The 17,431-nt window shown below is 39.3% G+C and carries 10 protein-coding genes; 1 reads left to right on the plus strand and 9 read right to left on the minus strand.

What is annotated here, in order from left to right; translation table 11 throughout:
* Positions 1 to 24 precede the first annotated feature (24 nt).
* From IPU53_RS02470 to IPU53_RS02495, 6 genes are all read right to left on the minus strand, one after another.
* On the minus strand, positions 25 to 1,467 hold the full coding sequence (locus IPU53_RS02470; RefSeq protein ID WP_207447224.1) for a sulfatase family protein: 1,443 nt from the start codon (positions 1,465 to 1,467) through the stop codon (positions 25 to 27).
* A gap of 114 nt (positions 1,468 to 1,581) precedes the next feature.
* Complete coding sequence (locus IPU53_RS02475; RefSeq protein WP_207447226.1) at positions 1,582 to 3,150, minus strand: arylsulfatase; 1,569 nt, start codon at positions 3,148 to 3,150, stop codon at positions 1,582 to 1,584.
* Positions 3,151 to 3,549: 399 nt separating this feature from the next.
* Complete coding sequence (locus IPU53_RS02480; protein ID WP_207447228.1) at positions 3,550 to 5,325, minus strand: glycoside hydrolase family 2 protein; 1,776 nt, start codon at positions 5,323 to 5,325, stop codon at positions 3,550 to 3,552.
* A 113-nt stretch (positions 5,326 to 5,438) separates the two neighbouring features.
* Positions 5,439 to 8,744, minus strand: a complete 3,306-nt coding sequence (locus IPU53_RS02485; protein WP_207447230.1) for an FIMAH domain-containing protein — start codon at positions 8,742 to 8,744, stop codon at positions 5,439 to 5,441.
* Between the two features lie 94 nt (positions 8,745 to 8,838).
* Positions 8,839 to 10,260 carry a LamG-like jellyroll fold domain-containing protein gene (locus tag IPU53_RS02490; protein ID WP_207447232.1) on the minus strand — a complete coding sequence of 474 codons (1,422 nt, stop codon included), beginning with the start codon at positions 10,258 to 10,260 and terminating at the stop codon, positions 8,839 to 8,841.
* Between the two features lie 27 nt (positions 10,261 to 10,287).
* Positions 10,288 to 11,805: a sulfatase family protein gene (locus IPU53_RS02495; protein ID WP_207447233.1), complete on the minus strand. Its 1,518-nt coding sequence runs from the start codon at positions 11,803 to 11,805 to the stop codon at positions 10,288 to 10,290.
* Positions 11,806 to 12,425: 620 nt separating this feature from the next.
* On the opposite strand from IPU53_RS02495, the gene IPU53_RS02500 reads away from it, so the two are divergent.
* Entirely contained in the window at positions 12,426 to 13,271 is an 846-nt protein-coding gene (locus IPU53_RS02500) for an AraC family transcriptional regulator (RefSeq protein ID WP_207447234.1), read from the plus strand.
* A 229-nt stretch (positions 13,272 to 13,500) separates the two neighbouring features.
* Here the strand turns inward: IPU53_RS02500 and IPU53_RS02505 are convergent, their stop codons facing one another.
* From IPU53_RS02505 to IPU53_RS02515, 3 genes are all read right to left on the minus strand, one after another.
* On the minus strand, positions 13,501 to 14,325 hold the full coding sequence (locus IPU53_RS02505) for a carbohydrate ABC transporter permease (protein ID WP_242698034.1): 825 nt from the start codon (positions 14,323 to 14,325) through the stop codon (positions 13,501 to 13,503).
* A gap of 82 nt (positions 14,326 to 14,407) precedes the next feature.
* Positions 14,408 to 15,376 carry an ABC transporter permease gene (locus IPU53_RS02510; protein ID WP_207447237.1) on the minus strand — a complete coding sequence of 323 codons (969 nt, stop codon included), beginning with the start codon at positions 15,374 to 15,376 and terminating at the stop codon, positions 14,408 to 14,410.
* Positions 15,377 to 15,801: 425 nt separating this feature from the next.
* Positions 15,802 to 17,355 carry an extracellular solute-binding protein gene (locus tag IPU53_RS02515; RefSeq protein ID WP_207447244.1) on the minus strand — a complete coding sequence of 518 codons (1,554 nt, stop codon included), beginning with the start codon at positions 17,353 to 17,355 and terminating at the stop codon, positions 15,802 to 15,804.
* Between the last annotated feature and the right edge of the window lie 76 nt (positions 17,356 to 17,431).

The following is a 17,431-nucleotide window of genomic DNA, read 5'->3' on the forward strand; positions in this document are numbered from 1 at the left end:
GTTAAATAATTTCTTAGTCAGCGATCACCAAGCTGCTTCTTTCTCTGGTAAAGGATCCATTGTCTCCATCATCCGATCGTATAGCCGCTTAAACAATTTCATTTTTATGGCCTGATAATTTATATCATTCCAGAGGTTTGAAGATTCATTGGGATCCTCTTTCATATCATATAATTCTCCGTGTTCCATTCCCGAATAAACAACAAGTTTAAACCTTTCTGTTCGAAGCATATTCGATGATACTCTTAACTCATCCTCCCCTCTTCCATCATCGTAAAATTCACAATAGACATCATCCCTATGAGAATCTTCTTCATTTGAATCTATTAATAAATTCCATAAAGATTTTCCTTGCATCCCTTTACGATAAGGTTGTCCAATCGCTTCTAACAATGTGGGCGCAATATCCACTAGTTCAACCATTGTATCCATTCGTCTATTTCCTCGTATTTTACTTGGGCATGAGATAATAAATGGCACCTTCACTGCCGGATCATAAAAGTGTGGGCCTTTTAAATAAATGCCATGATCTCCTAGCATTTCTCCATGGTCTGACATAAAAATAATGATTGTATTTTCTAACTGCCCCGTTTCCTCTAGGGCATCCATTATTCTCCCAACCTGCTTATCGATTAAATCTACCATAGCCCAATATGCCGCTTTTAAAGATTTATGATCTTTTTCACTCATTTTAGAGCCAGGAAATAATCCCTTTACTCCATATGCTCCCTCATGATCAATTTGTTGAAAAATTGACTTTTCACTTAATTCGTTCTCTGTATAGTTAGGCATAGGGATCTCACCAAGGATATCTAAATATCGCTTCATGTATTCTTCCGGTGGGTCAAATGGGTGATGTGGGTCAAACATATTCACCGAAAATAACCATGGATTCTCAAAATCGGCATTGTTTTTAATAAAATTGATTGCTTTCTGCGCACACCATGTGGTTTGATGATTCTCCTCATCAGCACCATATTCGATATATGGCATTCCTTCAACCTTTCTTTTTTTAACCTTCACACCTTTTTCCGTGAGCCAGTGTTGATAGTCATCAGAGGACCAATTTCGATTGGGATGATGGGACCAATTAAATTCCGTATAACCGTCATTTATCCGAGGTTCCCTAACAGTAGAAACAGATGGGTTACAGGCAGAGATATGTAACTTACCCGCTAAACCACATATGTACCCTGCATCCGCCAACATCTTTGTAACCAGAACTTCATCAGCGGGAATTGATTGTCCATTTTGTCTGGTACGGTTTGTCCTCGGATACCTGCCTGTTAGAAAACTCGCTCGACTTGGGGTACACACTGTACTATTGCTATAGCATTGTTCAAATAACACACCGCTTTTTGCTAATCTATCAATATTTGGCGTATTTACAAATTCATTTCCATAACAACCGAGTGTATCAAAACGTTGTTGATCCGTGCATATCCATAGAATGTTTGGTTGTTCCATTTTCCTTTTCCTCCCCTATAAGTTGTTGGATATAGATATGAAACTTTCAATCATTAATAGTCGTTAAATGAACATGCACATTAACATTGATTGAACATGTTCATTTATCAGAAATTATTTCAATACGGAGTTCTTCCTTTGCTTACCTATTCTAAGTGGATAAACATCTGTCCTTTCAGCCCATTCTTCCCAAATTCCTTTTAATTCCGCTGCAAGTGCTGGGTATTGCTCTTTTACATTGTGCATTTCTGTTCGGTCATGGTCGATATTATAAAGCTCCCAGTCCAATTCTTTGATTTTCGATAGCTTCCATGGACCCCTTCGTACACCGCAGTGCTGCTCATGTTCAAAACAAAATGTTCGCTCCTCTCTTCCTTCTCCTGTAAAAAGAGGAACTAAACTTTCTCCCTCCATTGGAAGAATTTTATGTCCTTTATAATGATTAGGGTATGGGCTATTGCTGATATCAACCAAAGTGGCCATTACATCAATAAAATGACCTGGTTGATGCTCAATCTCCCCTTGACGTTTAATCGTTTCCGGCCAATGAGCTAACAATGGTGTACTAATCCCACCTTCGTGTCCATAATGCTTATATAGCCGAAGTGGTGTGCTGCATGCGTTGGCCCATCCTGAACCATAGCTATGGTACGAGTCAGGTCCCCCCATTTTTTCTAAATCTGCTTCTCGATGCAGGAAATTGGAAGTTGTTCTCCAGTCATCAAATCCCCAAGGATCCCACTCAGCACATGCTCCATTATCAGAACAAAATAAGATCAGGGTATTCTCTAGTTCACCACTTTCACGTAAATCTTCTAGGACTCGTCCAATATTTTGGTCCATTCGATCGACCATCGCTGCATAAATAGCCATTCGCTTTGCTAAGTCCTTTTGCCGATCCGGGTCAAGCGAGTCCCATGCAGGGTTTGTACCTTGAATATCCCGATATCGATTCCAATATTCTGCTCGAGGAGTTAGGGGTGTATTTTCCTCCACAATCTTAAGCTCTTTCATTCTTGCTAATCGCTCTTCCCGAATTCGATCCCAACCCTTTTTGTATACTTGCTCATATTTGGCGATCTCCTCCTCAGGTGCCTGTAGCGGAAAATGAGGAGCATTGTAGGATAGATAGAGAAAATAAGGTTGCTCATCAGAGCGCGAATCCTTCAGAAAATCTAAAGCATAGTCTGTAATCGCATCTGTTGCGTAAAATTCTCCCTCTCCATAATATCTTGTTGGACGGTCTTTAGGTAGGCGAGAATAATCCTTTTGATCCCAGAAACTTGTAAATCCACCTAAAATACCATAAAAATCATCAAAACCGCGTTCTACTGGTCCCTTTTCCCCCACATGCCACTTTCCTGATAAATACGTATGATACCCACCTTCCTTTAACACTTCGGCAAGTGTCACACATTGATCCTTTAAGAATCCACGATACCCCGGAATCTCATGGTCTTCTGTCATATGCCCTACACCAGCTTGATGTGGATATACCCCAGTTAATAACGATGCTCGACTTGGGCAACAGCGTGCAGAATTATAAAATTGCGTTAACCGCAATCCATCCTTAGCGAGCTGGTCTAAGTTCGGGGTTTTAATCTCACTTCCGAAACTTCCTAGATCAGAAAACCCTAAATCATCGGCTAAAATTAATACGATATTTGGCTTTTTCTCAGACATGATTCATCCCTCCAAATGTTTCTATAGTATCTCGGTATTCACCGAGCTAGACGGTACAAGGTTTTTTTGTACTATTTTTATTTCTCCTCCTACATTTTATAGGGGATATTTCACTTTTTTGCAGTACTTCCATTTCATAACAATCTACAAATGGCGAGTCTGCAAGTCACAGTTGATTTCCGTTCCTGGCGGACGCTTTCCGGGGGGCATGCGGTGAGCTTCCTCGCCGCTACCATTTTACGCCGAGGAGGCTCACCGCCCGCCCCGCGGAAAGCAAGCAACTGTAGCGGAAATCAACCACGCACTATCTTGGTAGACAATGTTTAACAACAAGAGGCTTGAAATAAAAGAGTGGGGATTGTTACTGCCAATCCCCTCTTTCACTTATCTTCTAGATGATTATCTTGGTCTGAATGAATCATTAATTTTTTTGATCTTATCTAATGCAATCTTAGGTGTTCGATCTTCTTTTAATAATCCATTGATTTCCTGTTGAACATCTGTTGTTTGTGTATAGCAATATCCCGTTATATAAGGAATCGCTTTAATCGCCTCAGTCATTTCTTCGTAACGCTTTAGGAAAGCTTCCTCAGAATCTACTTGATTCCCGTATCCCCAACCACGTTCGTCATTGAAAGCAATTCCGCCATATTCGGTGATCATGACAGGCTGGCCTTTATATTCATATCCTTCAGCCATGGCATACTTATGATGGTTAGCAGTAATTTCATTGTTAAGAATGCGATCTTTATCTTTATAGCGCTCGTAGAAGACTTTTCCAGATTCTTCATAATCATGCAAGCCGATAATATCGGAAATTGTATGCTCCCATCCATCATTCACGATAACTGGACGTTCAGAATCAATTGATTTTGTTAGATGATAGATAGATTCGGTAAATTTTTGTTGCTTTTTATCTGTAAGGACATTTCGGATGCCCCAAGATTCATTAAATGGAACCCATGTAATAATTGAAGGATGATTATAATGCTGTTGTACAATCTCTAGCCATTCTGTTGTAAAGTTCTCAACTGCTTCATCTGAAAAGTCGAATGTAGAAGCCATCTCGGACCATACCAATAATCCCTTTTTATCACACCAATATAAAAATCGTTCGTCCTCAAGCTTTTGATGTTTTCGGACACCGTTAAAGCCCATCTGCACCGTCTTTTCAATATCCTCTAGCATCGCCTCATCGGATGGAGGGGTAAGCATTGTATCTGTCCAATAACCTTGATCTAATAACAGCTTTTGATAGATTGGCGCATTATTCAGCAGGACTTGCCCGTTTTTAATCGAAATTTTCCTCATTCCAAAATAAGAATCTACTTCATCAACAAGTTTACCTTCCACATACAAACGAAATTGAACATCGTATAAATTCGGATTTTGCGGTGTCCAATGGTAAACCTTCCAGTGGTGTATTTCTGAAGTAAGATCTACTTCAAAATGGATATCCGGACGATCAGGATTTATGGAAAATTGCTTAACTCTTTTTCCTGAAAATGTAACAGTTGTCTCAAGTCTTGTATCCTCTGGCAATTCCCCATGTAGTTTATAATCAAAGACTACGGAGTTAGTATCAATATTTGGTGTCATCTTTACGCTTTCAATACTTTCTTCATTTAAAAATTCCAACCAAACGGTTTGCCAAATACCCGTATTTTGCACATACCAGCAACCAAAGTTTTGATCCATCCACCGCTGTTTTCCTCTAGGCTGATAACAGCTTTGGCTATCTTCTACCTTAACAACTAATTCATTTTCCTTTGTATTGTCTATGACATTGCTAATATCAAAAGAGAATGCGGCATATCCCCCTTTGTGCTGACCGATAAAAATACCATTCACCCATACTTTTGTTAGATAATCAGAAGCTTGAAAACGCAGGATCGCTCTCTTTCCAATTTCCTCTTTCGGGATTTCAAATGTTCTTTGATACCAAATATATGGATGAAACTTTTCCTCACCTATACCACTTGCCTTTGTTTCATACGTAAAAGGGACTTGTATCTCCGTTGAGAAAGAAGACTTTTCATACCAAGATCCCTTTTCACCAATATTCTGGTCGTCAAAGGAAAACTTCCATGTCCCATTTAAATTCACCCAAGATTGACGTTGAAATTGCGGTCTCGGATATTCTGTTCTTTGATATGTTTTTACAGTTGTTGTCATGTACATTGCTCTCCTTTATTTTTAGAATGTCGAACGATCTTCCAGCATCCATAAATACTTTGTATTAATACTAATGCTAGAAAGCCTCGCGCTTTGGGGTGGCCCTATTCATATTACTTTTCGCCTTGCCACTTTAATATCATGGAGTCTGCATCCGCCTCCAATATTCCATGGAGCTCTTTTGAAATGAATTGATTATCCTTTTGATGTTTAATTAATTGTTTAAAGCCTTTCATATGTTTGACAATTTTCTTAGCGTTCTGTTGCTCTTCGTATTGGCCAACTGAGATTAAATGGGTGGACAAAGCCCGATAGACTTGTTCAGATAGTTCTTCCTGATAACTTTCAAGTGTTGTAAGCATGTCAGATGTATTAATATCTTCCTTCCAATCATGCGGATGATCCGAAATATCAAACCCAGTAAAAGAGTTATATGTCGCTTCCGCATTATCGGTATAGAATCCAACTTGCGCAAGTCGATTTTTGAATGGATCCTCTATATCAAAAATCAATTTATTATTGACCCACAGATAGATTCGACCATCTGTACGAACAGTCTTATAAAAGTTCTGTGCGCTAATTTCCTCACGTAGAGCTAAGGAAAATGGGCGGTTATTTGTAGATGGTACTTTTAAACGGATCCTATCTGTTAAGAGTGTGTTATCGAAACTCGCAATATGATAATCTCCTCGTCCCTTCCCATCATAGACATATTCTATTGGACTCCATTTATCTTCAATTGCATTCCAGTTGTCCATTCCGAGATCTTGTGAATCGACATCCGGTAATGTATAAAATTCGTCTATCCAATTAATCAACTCAAACTTTCCATACAACCACAAAATTTTAGCTTGCGAAACTTCAGCGGAGGCTCGCAAATCATATACATATTCTTTTTGCTCTAATCCCTCGTCGAAATTAGAATGCCCATAGATCGTATCGCGTGCAGTTGATGCTGTCTCTAGTAGTTTGGCTTTTCCATTCACTACTTGATGAATTTCAAACTGATTCGTAGCATAATTCGTATATGCTACAACATAATTTTGGTCATCGACATACTCTAGAATAACCCCAGTCTTTCCGGATTCTAGTAGTGATCCCGTATCGATATTCACCGAAAATTCGTGCTCCTGCATTGGGTCACCCTTCACCGTTAGGGATTCAGTCTTAGATGGGGACGTTATTCCTTTGTTCGAAACTTTCCAATTCTTATCCCAATCGCTAAAATAATTTCCATATTCACTCCACCCTACAGTAAGACTCAAATTATCCATGCTGCACTTAGCCTCGTTACATACTAAACCGACCTTCCCAGCAGTAGACATTGCCTCTAATTCAAGTACGGGTTTATCGTTATTTAGCTTGTAATGATCCAGTTCAGCAAATAATTTAGACCCATTTTTATAAACCTTCAGTGGATGGTATTGTTCACCAAAGTCCTTTGCACGATCATCCTCATGGAGAAATTCAAAGGTTTCAGGTAATGGATGCTCTTCTATGGTAGTTTCCCCATTTATGGTGGAAGAGACAATATAGGTAAGATTATCTCGGTCAATGTAAAGGCGAACAAAATTATCTTTATCCTTGTGCCAAACGGTAACACCTGCACGCCCCTGATCACCGCTATTTTTATCATCAAATCGAATATTGATTTCTAAAAAGAAATTCTCAAGCTTATAATCCTTTAACAGAATCTCTTTTAATTTGTTAGGAGTGTTGAAATATAGTGAATCATTTTTAATTGAGACACCTTGACTATCGCTATAATTGTCTAGGCTATCAGTTGTATCAAATCGATCATTAAACGTTGGTTGCCACGCATCAAAATGCTGATCAGGTGAATTTTCTGAAGTCGGACCATCGACAACCATTTCATCATCCCAAAGGTAAACACGGTCTTTCCCTTGGCCATTGTCACCATCCCATAATCCTTTGTAAGTCACCCATGTCTCAAAACCATTAGGCCCTTTAATCACATTTGGTTGGGTCGGACCAACAATATCCGCTTCAACAGCTTGTCCATTCGTGTCATATAATCCAAAATCGAGATGATAAAAATTGAGCTTTGAACCATTTGTGCTCACTTTAGCTGTAATAACATTTTCACCTTTTTGAAGCACATCATCCGGCACTTCTACCATTTCGTAGCTACGTTGTTGACCTTGTTGATGATGAATCTCCTTGCCGTTGATATAGACCTTTCCATATCCCTCCAACCGCAGTCTTAAAGCCACTGTTTCCGGGATGTTACCGAGATGGAAAGTTCGCCGTGCCCATAAATTCTGCGGTCCTTCTTGGGACCCCCATATCTCGCTTTGTTTGGTTTTCTCATCATTATAAATGCTTGGGATTAAAACCTCTCGCTCAGTAAGCGGATAACCGAACCCACCCTTTCCGGTATTCCAATCAGAGGCAATATAATCCACCTTTTTCCAATCCCCTTCGGGTTCGGTGAATGTATATTGATAATTTTGCCAACCGTGTTCCGCTGTTGGTAAAATCACATTATAATCCAGAAGCATTCGTTCTAAGTTTCGTGCTATCAACTTTCCGGGGTACTTGGTACTGTTATCAAAATTATTATAATGATCAGCTTGTGCTACTCCGGTCTCATAGAGTCCAGTTCTCGGTGCCATATTGTTACCCATATAGAGTAAATAATACTGCCCATTTTGATAATACATTTCTGGTCCTTCAAAATTGAACTTATCAAAGCTTGCCCAGTGCCCTTTCTGTGTATGAATTAATTCTTTTCCAGTACTTCTCCCAGGATTCCCTCTTTCATTAAAGAAAGATTCAACCTTCCACATCCAGGCACTTGCATCAAAGGACCTTTCTTCCCCTGTATTTGGATCTGCCTCAAATGGATTTACTTTCCGTAAATAAAGCAACTCCCCATCCGGAGCAACAAAAAATTGGACGTCGATCCCCATATCGTATTTCTCTTCCCAAAAGCTATGTCTGAAATCCGGGATCGTATGCATGGAGCTAGGATCTCCGTGCAATAGGTTGCTACTATTAAATCCGTAAAACATTACGCCATTATGAAACAACAAATCCGAAGCCCCAAATTCGGTGTAATCATTTTCGGCATATGGAGGGAGTGTATTTGGGTCGCTTGAAATGAACTCGTAGGGACTTTCCCAATGAATCATATCTTTGGAACGATATACATTTCCCAGCGACCCTGTTCCCATTACATAATAATAACCATTATATTTTTCAATTGTTCCGTCATAAACTTTTACCTTTTCTCCCTTATTGGGACCTGAATCAACTACAAACTTATTGTTAAGTTTTTTAGATTGCTCTTTACCATACACTGTTTGCGGGATAATCATGATGCTTAGGATCGCTATCAAGCCAATTGATCCGATAAAGAACTGATAAAAAATCCTATTTTTCATCAAAGTTCCCATTCACCTACCCCTTTTTTGGATTTTGAAAGTCAGTAGTTTGCTATCACCACCTTTCATTTTCTTATTTAGAGTTCGAATTCACACAGATATCAATCTACCTTTGCTCAGTTCGAAATAAATAATCCACATCCTCGGCTTGTAAGGGGGCTGTATAAATCCTACAGTCCCTGAATATCCCTTTAAATACTGCTTTACCATCTGATTCACCAAAGGCATCTACACCAAAGCGAGCACCAAGTCCACCTGGATTGGAATGATGTTTAATAAACGGAGAGTATGAGGACTTTGTCTCTGTCAATTTTCCATCCAAGTATACTTTTAAAATCCCCTCATTGAATACGGCGGCTACATGATGCCATTTATTCGTTTCTATCGATCCTGCAGAAACAGTAACTTGCTTCTCCTCGTTTCGGAGCGCTACTGCTAATTCTTCATTTTTGATCCGGATACATAGACCGCTATCATTTCCTCCCTCATCATATAAAACTTGGATTCCATCTGTACTATTAGCTTTAAACCACATTGATATCGAACGCATATAAAACTCATTATGCATAAAGCCACTACTTGAATGGGCAGCCAAAGCTACATAACTATGGAATGTGGTTGGGTAGTAAGCCTCCAAAGAAAAATGGTTCATTAACTGAAATAGCTCATCTTCCTCTAAAGAAAATACTGTTGCATGGCGAATCTGATGGGGAAAACGACACTGTTCACTAGCAAGTTCGTCAGACCAATCTACAAGATTGGTAGATTCCTTGATCCCAAATCTTCCATATTTCCAATAATCATAAATCAGATACCACTTTTGCTTATCCGGAATCTTTAATATTTCGGGTCCTTCCGTATATTCCGGAGTAATAAAATCACTGATCACCTCATATGGTCCGCTTAAATTGGACGATACAGCAAGCTTATTAGCAATTGGCTGAGGGCGCTTTTTCGGATCATAGACGGCGCTTTCGTCTTTTACAAACATATAATTTGTTCCGTTCCATTGTTCGATACTGGCATCAATCGTTTGGAAACCAGGATCAAAAAATAATTTTGTTTCAGAAAAAGTATCCCAGTCCGATGTACGACAGTAATAATGTTTATTATGACTCATATCATCTCCAACACTGGACGCCCAATAGAGAATATAATCCTCTTTTTCTGGGTCGTAATTAAATTCCGGTGCCCATGAATTTTGAACCTGGTCATAGTCAGCCATTACCTCGATCGCCTTTTCATCTTCCCATGTGATTAAGTCTTTTGATTTAGCATATCCCAGCAATTTCCCTTTTGGACGAATGGTAAAGACCAGATGCCAGAATCCATCTTTTCCTTTCTTAATAAAAGGATCACGTAATATTCCTTCTCCGATAGATGGTGACCAAACGGGATTATTTTGATTAAGTTCATACCAATGTAATCCATCGCGGCTATATGCGTAATGAAGTTTCTCATTTTTATTCGTTTGCATAGGGCCAGATCTAAAATAGGCAATTAAGTATGCGGGTGATTCCTTGGCCATCATACAACTCTCCTTTTTTAATGGTATTTATGCAAAGCTTTCTCTCGGCGGTATTGGCTTTTCTAGTTCACCGTAGATGTCTACTAACTTTTGAAACATTTTCAGCTTAATCTCTGCGTAGTCCTCTTTGTTATACAAATTAACAAATTCATTTGGATCTTCTTTAAGGTCGTAAAGTTCACCCTCATCTCGATCAAGAAAATAATTTAGCTTATATCGATCTGTCACTAGTGTTTTTACATAAAAGCTCGGTTCTGCACGATTTTCAACTAAACACCAATCTCGTGTTGCTTGATCAGGTTGATACAGCGTTTTTAATTGACTAGTTCCCTGCATGGTAGGATTTTTGTCGATTCCAGCAGCCTCTAGGAATGTTGGTGCTAAATCGACTAAACTCATTAGTGAATTTGTCCTTCTGCCTTCCGGAAGCTCGCCTTTCCAGCGTACAAGAAACGGTACACGTAAAATATCATCATAGTGTATCGGTCCTTTTAGCCAAAAACCATGATTACCGGCATAATCACCATGATCGGATGTAAACACAATCAATGTGTCTTCGGCTAAACCTAGCTCATCCAATTTATCTAAAATACGTCCAATATGGTGGTCTATTAGGCTTATCATGCCATAATAAGAGGTAAGCCATTTTCTGGCTCGATCATAACCGATCTTTTTATTTGTATGGCCTAGACACTGCACTCCTCCGGTATTATGGCCCGGATCTGATGTAACATCAATATCAAGTTCATTCATCCGATCTTCTAGGAGATATTGATGAATAAGTGGCTTATCAGCCATCTCGCCCTCTTTTTCAACAAATGGCGGCATTTGATCGGGATCATACATACTGTTCCATGGTTCAGGGCATAAAAAGGCATTATGAGGATCTTGAAAGCTACACCAAGCTAAAAACGGTTTATCATCCTCTTGATTCTCAATAAAGTCCATTGTCTGATCTGCCGTCCAACGAGTGTAATGATATTCCTCTGGTATATCCCAAGAACCTTCACGATGGCCACCTCCGGGTCCAAAATACTTCGACGGATCAATACCTTGTTCCACAAGCCATGCCCCATAATGCATACCATGGGAGGAATCTTCGTCGGAATGTCCGTGAACCATTGCGACTTTTTCAAATCCATAGTATGGACCTTGCCATTCCTTCCAAAAGTCACGATCATGTATATGTGGTGGAGCTTCAAAACTACCTTCTTTTAATACAGGCTTAAAATGGGCCTTTCCAAACAATCCTGTCTTATACCCATGTTCCATCATTACCTGACCCATAGTTGTTCTATTTTCATCTAATCCCACACCTATATTCCAGCATTTATGTCTTGATGGGTATTCCCCTGTGATAATAGAGGAACGACTCGGAGAACAAACCGGACTTGCTACATATGCCCGTTCGAAAGCAACCCCTTCCTCCACCATTCGATTCAAGTTCGGAGTATGCATTGTCTCGTTTCCTAATGCATGAATTGTGTTCCAATGTTGTTGATCTGTTGAAATTAACAGAATGTTAGGCTGTTTTCTTTTTCCCACTTGCTAGACCTCCAGTTGTCACAATATAATAAGTATAAAAATAGACCTTGGTTTCTACCATAGCCAAGATCCATGAAATCATGAATGTTACATTGTTAGATGATTGGATAACAATTTGTTAGATTCTAACAAAAGCGCAGGCGCTCGTTTAGCGACGTACAAACTTTCATAATAAGGATGAACAGCTAAATTCGCGTCGTCCTGGCGCAACGCTGTTCTGACCTACATCCTGTAGGCCGGAGATAAAGGATACATGAAATGCGAAAGACGGCTGATTAGGAGCGACAAGCAAATGTTCCTGAAACGCAGAAGGGCGAATTTTCCCTTCAGCGTTTCAGGGTTATTTGACCTCGAGCTCCTGCCGTCTGTAGCTAGACAGCACGGCGAAGCATGAGCCGATGTTGACTTATCGTAGGAAGAGACTGAAAGTTTGCTAGTCGCTGGGCGCTGGAGCTGGAAGAAACAAAAGCGCAAGGCGCCCACCTATCGGCGACAAGCAAATGTTCTGAGACAAAGAAAGGCGTTTTTTGCCTTTCATTGGCTCAGGTTATTTGACCTCGAGCCGATGGCGCCTGGAGCTAGACATTACATTTTACATTTCCTGAAAGGAGGAGTTACATTTGAAGGAATTTTCCCATGAACATGCGGAACATTGGTTTCATAACCCAACTCCTATGGAAAAGGCGGGGGGACTTTGGCCTATTAGAGCGGGGCAGAACAAGGCCAAGCCCAACTACAGAATGGGACCGCGTATGATCTCCTATTACAGCATACACTTTATATTAGATGGCGAAGGGTCATTTAGTCAGAATGAAACAAATAAAAAGATTCAGCAAGGAGATATATTTTGTTTACTCCCTAACCAAACACATCAATATTCATCTAATCCTGACCACCCACTTCGAATGTTCTGGTTGGCCTTTGATGGAAGGCAAGCAAATCCACTTCTCAAACGGATTGGGATAACGAACTACTCCACTCATGTGAAAGGCATTCTTAATCAGGAGATTACTGATATTTTAAGCGAGCTTGCTACATTTTTTAAAAAGGATAATGAAGATGACGACTTATTTGGCTTGAGTATCATATATAAACTATTTCACAGCCTCTCTGTTCAATCAAAACAGAAAAGGCTTACCCCTGCTACACCTAGAAATTGGCTGCAAAAAAGCCAGGAATATATGAATATGCATTTTGCGGAGAATATCTCGGTAGCAGATGTAGCAAAATATGTTGGTGTTCACCGTTCCTACTTTGCCGATTCATTTGTAAATGAGGTCGGGGTAACACCAAGTAACTATCTTCTATCTTTAAAAATGAATAGAGCAGTAGAATTAATTTCAGAGAGAACGCACATGATTACTGAAATCGCTTTGACCCTTGGCTATTCAGACCTTTATTCCTTTTCAAGGGCTTTTAAAAACTATTATGGTGTCTCGCCAAATCAATACCTTGCAAAAGAATGAGTGTCCACCAATAAGAAAGAGCATAATCCTATTGAAACGAAAGGTAACCTAAGAGCTCCCATGCTGAAAGTACCTGCATGGGAGCCTCTTATTTGCCTTCTTTTTTTATTCCGCCTTAACGAGAAGTTAATGTGTTTTCTGGATATTTAACTGGATAACCCCGGTGGGCAATTCCCCTATATTTCATTTCTATCATTCTTTCTGGTATGTTTTTTTATAGATGCTACAATCACCCTTTAATAGAACCGATCATAACCCCTTTAACAAAGTGCTTTTGTACAAATGGATACATTACAATGACTGGTAAACTAGCAATGACAATTACCGCATACTTCATACTTTCAGCCAGCATTACCTGGTTCACCATCTCAAAGTCCATAACGGCATTTTCCATAGCAGATTGATTTTGAATGAGTATTTCCCTTAGAATAATTTGCAGGGGATATAAACGATCACGATCTAAGTAAATTAAGGCGTCAAAATAGGAATTCCAGTGGCCTACAGCGTAAAAAAGAACCATCACGGCAATAATTGGCTTTGATAAAGGGATAATAATCTTTAAAAACAGTTTAAAATCACCGCAGCCATCTATTAAAGCTGCTTCTTGCAATTCCCAAGGAATACTACTCTGGAAAAATGTACGCATAACAATCACATTATAGGTTGCGATCGCATTTGGAATGACCATAGCCCAAATAGTATCGATCATTTCCAAGTTTTGTACAATTAAGTAGGTTGGAATAATTCCTCCCTGGAAAAACATTGTAAAAACAATAATTAACATAAAGATGTTTCTTCCTGGCAAATCCTTTCTTGACAGTGGATATGCAAGTAGAGTGGTTAATACTAGATTAATAAATGTTCCTAAAACGGTGTATACAACTGTATTTTTATAGCTATTCCAAATTCGCCCATCTTGAAATACCTGTGCGTAGGCATCGAACGTAAATCCCTTCGGATATAACCATACCTCTCCACTGAGAATTTTAGTGGGCTCACTAAATGATGCACTTACCACAAAAATCAGTGGATACAAAACAATGATCATAATCATGACCGCAATCGTGTAAATAATGATGTTAAAAATCTTATCTTCGGAGAATTTCTTTGTAATCACACTCACCCCCATGTACTTCTTACCATAAGCTTGTCTCTGCCTTTTTCTTTCCTAGCTGATTAATTAATATCAGTAATATAAAATTAATCACAGCATTAAATAAACCGATTGCAGTTGTGTAACTGTAGTCACCGTCTAAAATACCCTTTCGATAGGTAAAGGTTGCAATAACATCGCTTGAAGACATATTTAGGTCATTTTGCATTAATAAAATTTTTTGAAAGCCAATGTCCATAAAATGGCCGATATCCAAAATTAGCAGAATGATAATTGTAGGTAAAATAGCTGGGATGGAAACATGGATAACCCTTTGCAAACGGCTGGCACCGTCAACTCTGGCTGCTTCATACAATTGTGGATCCACACCACTCAGCGCCGCAATATAAATAATCGACTGCCATCCCATGTCGGTCCATATGTTTGAACTAATAAAAAGAAATTTAAACCATTCCGGTTTTTGCATGAACGGAATTGAATCAATGCCGAAATGACTTAACGCAATATTCACAATCCCATTTTCAGGATCCAAAAATAGGCTTAACATCCCTACAACCACCACTACTGATATAAAATGAGGAATATAGGTGATATTTTGCAGTGTTTTTTTAAACTTGTTCATTCTGATTTCATTAACTAACAAAGCTAATAGAATCGGAATTGGAAAACCAATAATCAAAGAGAATAGTTGAATGGTAACTGTATTTTTGATCAGTCTCCAAAAATAGTAGGAAGAGAAAAAACGCTTAAAGTGCTCAAACCCAATCCATTCGCTCCCCCAAAATCCATTCATGGGTAGATATTCTTTAAACGCAATCTGTAGTCCATACATAGGGCCGTACGTGAAGATAACATACCAAGCCATCGGTAATAAGAGCATTAAATATAATTGATGTCGCTTCAAAATTTGCTTCCAGAGCTTCTTTTTTGGATTAGGAACTGGAACCGTCTCTTTTGATTTTCGATGAGCAATTTCAGGTTTAAGGTTCATTCATTCGCCTCCATATAAATAAAGTGAAACTTCAATCAGTGGGGGTTTTCCTTCATCCCCACTGATTGTTAGTTGAACCAATCGGGCTTTTACGGGCAGTGTATCCCCCACCTATGCTTCTCCGTATTTTCTAAAGCCTTGAGGTGGGGGTATTACTGCCCGTTAATGCGGGATAAAAGGGGATGAGGCTGGGACATTACTAAAATGCTAAGCTTCAAAATGAACAACGCATTACCTTAGCGAAGGAAATATACGTAGACTCCTGGTGGAAGTACGAGTTCGGCAAGACCCGGAAGGCGAAGCCTGAGGAGGCTTGACACTCGCCCGCGGAAAGCGAAGTATATTTCCAAAGCGGAGGTATATGCACAATAGTTCGTTTATTTTCTTTGGTGAAGACACCTCGTCCCAGCCTCGTTTCCTAATGTTTATTTAAATTGTTTATCATAGGCATCCTGATAATATTCTTCAAGTTGATCTATACCTATGTCTTGCAACTGTGAAACATATTGATCCCAAGCATCGAAGCTAAGGTCCCCTGTGATGAATTTTGCTCTGCTTTCATTGGCATACGTGTCAAGATCATCTAGTATGTCAAATACCTTTTTCGACGCATCTTCCTCAAATATTGGGGCAGGATACACTTCCTCCAAAACATAAGGCTCCATCTTTGATGCGGCTTCAGCATCTATTGGCGTATTTACCGCTCCTGCAGTTTTAAGTGTTGAATATTGTGGTGTACCCCCTCCTGGTCCTGGAAATGCAGAGCCAGTACCTTTGGACAAATTACGAACTTCATCTGTATATTGTGGCAAACCTTCTTCATCATACTCAAAGGTCTTTCCTTCCTCGCCATATGCGAAAAACATGGAACCTTCATCCCCGTCATAAAGATAATCTAACCAGCGAATAGACGCTTCCGGGTATTCATTTGAAGCAGAAATGGCAAATGCACCTGTATCACGAGCAATTGGGCTCGAAACATAGCCTTGATCTCCATCTGGGCCTTTAACAGGTGCTATCCCTTTATATTGATCAGCAACCTGTGGAAAAGCGTCAGCAGCTTGATTGGTAAATAAGCCAAGTTCACCAGATTGCATCTGAGCAATGTATTCAGCATATTCTTGGTCCATTACTTTATGACCAATCAAACCTTCTCCATAAAGTTTGTTCAAATACATTAACAATTCTTTATATTTATCATCTGTTAACCAAATATGAACCTTGTCATTGTCAATATTAAGACTATAGCCCATTTGTCGATATAATCCCCATGAACCACTAAGCCCATTAACAAGGTCTTGTACGCCGCTTGTTAGAAAGGGCGTACGGTCGGGATACTTCTCCTTAAACGCCTTCAATAAGTTATATAGATCATCCGTTGTTTCTGGTTCATCCATATTGACATCTTCAAGCATTTGCTTATTGATCCACAGCTTATTTGTTCTTTGTACCAATGGTTCAATAACACTTGACATTCCATAAATATGACCATCTGGTGAGGTTACTCCTTTTTTCACCTCAGGATACTTATCAAAAATGGATTGAATGTTTGGTGCATACTTCTCAATTAATCCTTCCAATGGAACTAATGCGCCACTGCTGCCATATTTCATTAAATTGTCATTAGAAATATACGCTTTATAGAAGATGTCTGGCAGTTCCTTTTTACCGAATACTAGATTTTTCTTTTCATCAAATCCCTCAGCAGGTACATCATTATAATCAAACTTAATATTGGTCTTTTTTTCATACTCCTGAAACATAAACATGTCTTTATATGGCCCATTTGCGGCAGACCTAGATGCAAACATCGTTAATGTAATAGGCTCATCAACAATTGGGAAACCTTCCGCATTAAAATCATCTGACGGTTCTTCCTTAGCAGGGTCAGCCTGGTTTGAACTTCCTTTTGAACTACAACCTGAAAAGACTAGGCATGCTGACGCAATCAATAATAGGACTAAAACACTTTTCTTCAAAACCGATTCCCCCTTTATTTAATTCATTACAATAGAACTCATTTATGAAACGGCTTTCATAAAAATTCATATCCCT

The organism is Bacillus sp. SD088, assembly GCF_017355205.1.
Taxonomy (GTDB): Bacteria; Bacillota; Bacilli; order Bacillales; family Bacillaceae_C; genus Lederbergia.

What these genes read in the sequence shown, in the direction of transcription:
- IPU53_RS02470 (WP_207447224.1), bottom strand. Translation starts at nt 1,467, where the DNA reads ATGGAACAACCAAACATTCTATGGATATGCACGGATCAACAACGTTTT.
- IPU53_RS02475 (WP_207447226.1), bottom strand. Translation starts at nt 3,150, where the DNA reads ATGTCTGAGAAAAAGCCAAATATCGTATTAATTTTAGCCGATGATTTA.
- IPU53_RS02480 (WP_207447228.1), bottom strand. Translation starts at nt 5,325, where the DNA reads ATGACAACAACTGTAAAAACATATCAAAGAACAGAATATCCGAGACCG.
- IPU53_RS02485 (WP_207447230.1), bottom strand. Translation starts at nt 8,744, where the DNA reads ATGGGAACTTTGATGAAAAATAGGATTTTTTATCAGTTCTTTATCGGA.
- IPU53_RS02490 (WP_207447232.1), bottom strand. Translation starts at nt 10,260, where the DNA reads ATGGCCAAGGAATCACCCGCATACTTAATTGCCTATTTTAGATCTGGC.
- IPU53_RS02505 (WP_242698034.1), bottom strand. Translation starts at nt 14,325, where the DNA reads ATGATTATGATCATTGTTTTGTATCCACTGATTTTTGTGGTAAGTGCA.
- IPU53_RS02510 (WP_207447237.1), bottom strand. Translation starts at nt 15,376, where the DNA reads ATGAACCTTAAACCTGAAATTGCTCATCGAAAATCAAAAGAGACGGTT.